At 68.0% G+C, this 3,342-nt stretch carries 3 protein-coding genes; all 3 read right to left on the reverse strand.

Translation table 11 applies throughout. The annotated features are described in order from the left end of the window. Positions 1–5: 5 nt before the first annotated feature. From VK533_RS08290 to VK533_RS08300, 3 genes are read right to left on the reverse strand one after another with little or no spacing between them, the layout of a single operon-like run. The gene (locus VK533_RS08290; RefSeq protein WP_324376392.1) at positions 6–1,241 is read right to left on the reverse strand and encodes an MFS transporter; all 1,236 of its coding nucleotides are present in this window, start codon (positions 1,239–1,241) and stop codon (positions 6–8) included. Between the two features lie 2 nt (positions 1,242–1,243). After that, positions 1,244–1,966, reverse strand: a complete 723-nt coding sequence (locus VK533_RS08295; protein WP_324376393.1) for an IclR family transcriptional regulator — start codon at positions 1,964–1,966, stop codon at positions 1,244–1,246. 33 nt (positions 1,967–1,999) lie between these two features. Beyond that, entirely contained in the window at positions 2,000–3,172 is a 1,173-nt protein-coding gene (locus VK533_RS08300; protein WP_324376394.1) for a mandelate racemase/muconate lactonizing enzyme family protein, read from the reverse strand. Between the last annotated feature and the right edge of the window lie 170 nt (positions 3,173–3,342).

Consider the following 3,342-nt stretch of genomic DNA (forward strand, 5'->3'; position numbering starts at 1 on the left):
CGGATTCAGGCCGGGGACGCGTCTGCCCGGGGCGATGCGCGTAGAAGCTTTCTTACGCCTACGAGCGCGACCAGAAACGCGATGGGATGCAGCATGCCCATCAGCAGGAAGACGTGGTCATAGGATCCGCCGGCGATCAGCGAGCCGACCAATTGGGTCGAGATCATGCCGCCCAATCCGCTGCCGGCCGCGATCAGGCCGAACACGGTCGCGACGGTCCGGACCGGATAGATGTCGACGATCAACGTGCCCATGTTGATCTGGAAAACGAGGTGAGCGAACGCCACCAGCGCGCCCAGCGCCAAGGTCGGGGCGATGCCGACATGCGTCGCGATCAGCATGCCGAACGGCGCGAGGCAGGCGGCAAGGCCCATCGCGATCATCCGGCTGCGCGCGGGGGCGATGCCGCGCCGGATCAGGCGACCCGAAAACCAGCCGCCGCCGACGCTGCCGATGTCGGCCGCGAGATAGACGATCCACGCCAGCTTCGCGATGCTGAGCAGAGACAGGCCGCGTTCGTCGGTGAGGTATTTCGGGAACCAGAACAGGTAGAAATACCACACCGGGTCCGCGATCATGCGCGAGAGCGCCAGCCCCCACACCGCGCGGTCGCGCAGGATCGGCCCCCAGGCGATCGGCTCGCGGGTCCGGGCCGGGCCGCCGCTGCCCGGCGGGCTGCGGTAGATCAACAGCCAGGCGACGACCCAGACGAGGCCCAGCCCGCCGGTCACCACGAAGGCGGAGCGCCAGCCATAGGTTATAGCGAGGCCGCCGATCAGCGGCGGCGCCAATGTCGCGCCCACCATCGCGCCGGCGGTATAGACGCCGAACGCGAAGCCGCGCTGCGCCGGCTCGAAATGCTCGGATACCGCCTTGGGACCGGCGGTGTAGACGCCCGGTTCGCCGACGCCGAGCAGGACGCGGGTGAAGCCGAGCTCGGTCGCGTTGCGGACCAGCCCCGTCGCCATGTTCGCGAGCGACCACCAGCCGAGGCAGAGCGCGAGCGTGACCCTCGCGCCGAGCTTGTCGGTCACCCAGCCGGTGACGAGGTAGGAGAGGGTGTAGGCGATCAGGAAGCACTGGACGATATGGGCATAGCCAAGATTGGTGATGCCGAGATCGTGCTGGACCCGCGATGCCAGGATCGAGAGCGTCTGGCGGTCGATATAATTGAGGACGGTCGCGCAGAAGAGAAGCGCGAGGATCGCCCAGCGCAGGCGCCCCGGCCGCGCGGTTTCCACCCTTAGCCGCCGATCTCGATGGCGGCGGCCCGCAGCGCTTCGACGATCGGCAGGGTCGCGGTTTCGGGGATCCAGCCGGACAAGGCGACGCCCGCATGGGCAGGGTCGCCGGTCGAAACCGCGATGATGTGATGATCGCGATCGTCGGCGACGTGGACGCGCGCATAACCGAGCTCGCGCACCTCGGCGAGCTTGGCGAGAAGCTGATCGATGCCCTCGGGGAACATCGGGATGTCGCGCTCCTTGTAGAGATCGCGCACGTCCTCATCCTCATATTCGGACAGGAGCAAAATGCCGATGCCGCTGGTCGTCGCCGGCAGCAGGCCGATACGGCCGAGCCCGCGCGATGCCTCGATCCCCGGCGGCGCGTGGAACAGGTAGCTCACATTGTCTTCCCACAGCACGCCCAATGCGACCGTGTGGCCGAAGCGGCGCAGCGCCTCGAGCGCGGGCAAGGCGCGCCGGATCAGGCCCGACGCGAACAGGCTCTGCGCGGCGAGCACGTGCATGCCGGGGCCGGCGGTGTATTTGCGGTCGGCGGTCTGGCGCGCGATGCCGAGATAGGCGAGCGTCTTGAGCAGCCGGTTGACCTTGGTCGCGTCGGCGCCGAGGCGGCGGGCCAGTTCGCGGCAGCCGACCGGCTCGGGCGATGTCGCCAGCGCCTGGAGCGTGGTGATGCCGTCGATCAGGCTCTGGTTGGGCTGCGCGTTGAGTTTAGGCCGCATGGAGACGGTCTATGCACGGCAAAATGTTCATGGTCACGCGACCGCCTCCGCATGATCCCACAAGCGCGCATTGGGCGCGGCGCCAAGGCCCGGCGCGGACGGCAGGCGGTAGGCGCCGTCGGCATAGCCCATGTCGCTGTCGAGGAAGGCGAGATTGCGGCTGAAGATCGAGTGCTGCCACTCATGTTTCCACAGCTGCGGCAAGGTCGAGGAGACTTGCAGGCTGGCCGCGAGAAACAGGCCGGTGCCGACGGTCGCGTGCGGTGCGATCCGCGCGCCGTGCCGGGCGGCAAGCGCGGCGATGCGGAGGAACTGGGTGATGCCGGTATGGCCCATTTCGGGCTGGAGGATCGCGACCGGCCCCGCCGCCAGCCGGTTGGCGGCTTCGTAGGCGGTATACCATTCCTCGCCCGCCGCGATCGGCACCGGGCTTTCGCGCGCGACCCGGGCGAGGCCGGCCATATCCTCGGGCTTGACCGGCGCCTCGACGAAACCGGGACGATAGGGTGCGAGCGCCCTGATCAGCGCGAGGGCCTCATCGGCGGAGAATTTCCAGTGGAGATCGATCAGGATTTCGGCGTCGAAACCGAGCGCCTGGCGCAGCGCCGCCATCTCCTCGACAATGCCGTCATGGCTGACGACGGCGGCGAATTTGAACGCTTGATGGCCTTCGCGCTGCATCGCGACCGCGAGCGCGACGCGTTCCTCCAGCGTCGCCGCCGGCAGCCCGGAGACATAGCCGGGCACGGTCGCGTTCGCGATCGGCCCGATCAGGTCGCGGATCGGCTTGCCCGCCGCCTGTCCGCGCAAATCCCATAAGGCGATGTCGAGCGCGGCGAGCGCATCGCCATGGAAGCCGCCGGTACAGCCGCGCACGCGCATCAGATCATAGAGCCTGTCCCAGATCGCTTCGACCGGCTGCGGATCGCTGCCGATCAGGACGGGTGCGAGCAGATCGTTGATGATCTCGCAGGTCGCGCGCGGCGCGCAGATGCCATAGGTCTCGCCCCAGCCGACCGCACCTTTTTCGGTGGTGACGCGCACCACGATCGAACGATCGACAATCGGGTAGATCGTGCCGTTGCCCTTGCGCACGATATAGCCGCGCGGGTTGATGGTCTCGCCGGGGCCAAGCGGACCCAGATAGGGCGTGTCGCGCGGGACGGTGACGATGAACGTCTCGACCGAGGCGACGCGGTCGCTCAAGCGGGTACCGCGTCGAGCGGCAGCAGATCCGACAGGCGCGCGAGCAGGGCGTCGAGTTCGCTCAGATCGTAGCGGTCGAGTTCGGGGCCGGGCGCCCGTACGAAATCGCTTTCGATCAAGCCGCGTTTCTGCAGCACTTTCTTGGTCAGCCGCCAGCGGAAGACCGCCTG

The organism is Sphingomonas sp. (genome assembly GCF_035317925.1).
GTDB lineage: Bacteria > Pseudomonadota > Alphaproteobacteria > Sphingomonadales > Sphingomonadaceae > Sphingomonas_I.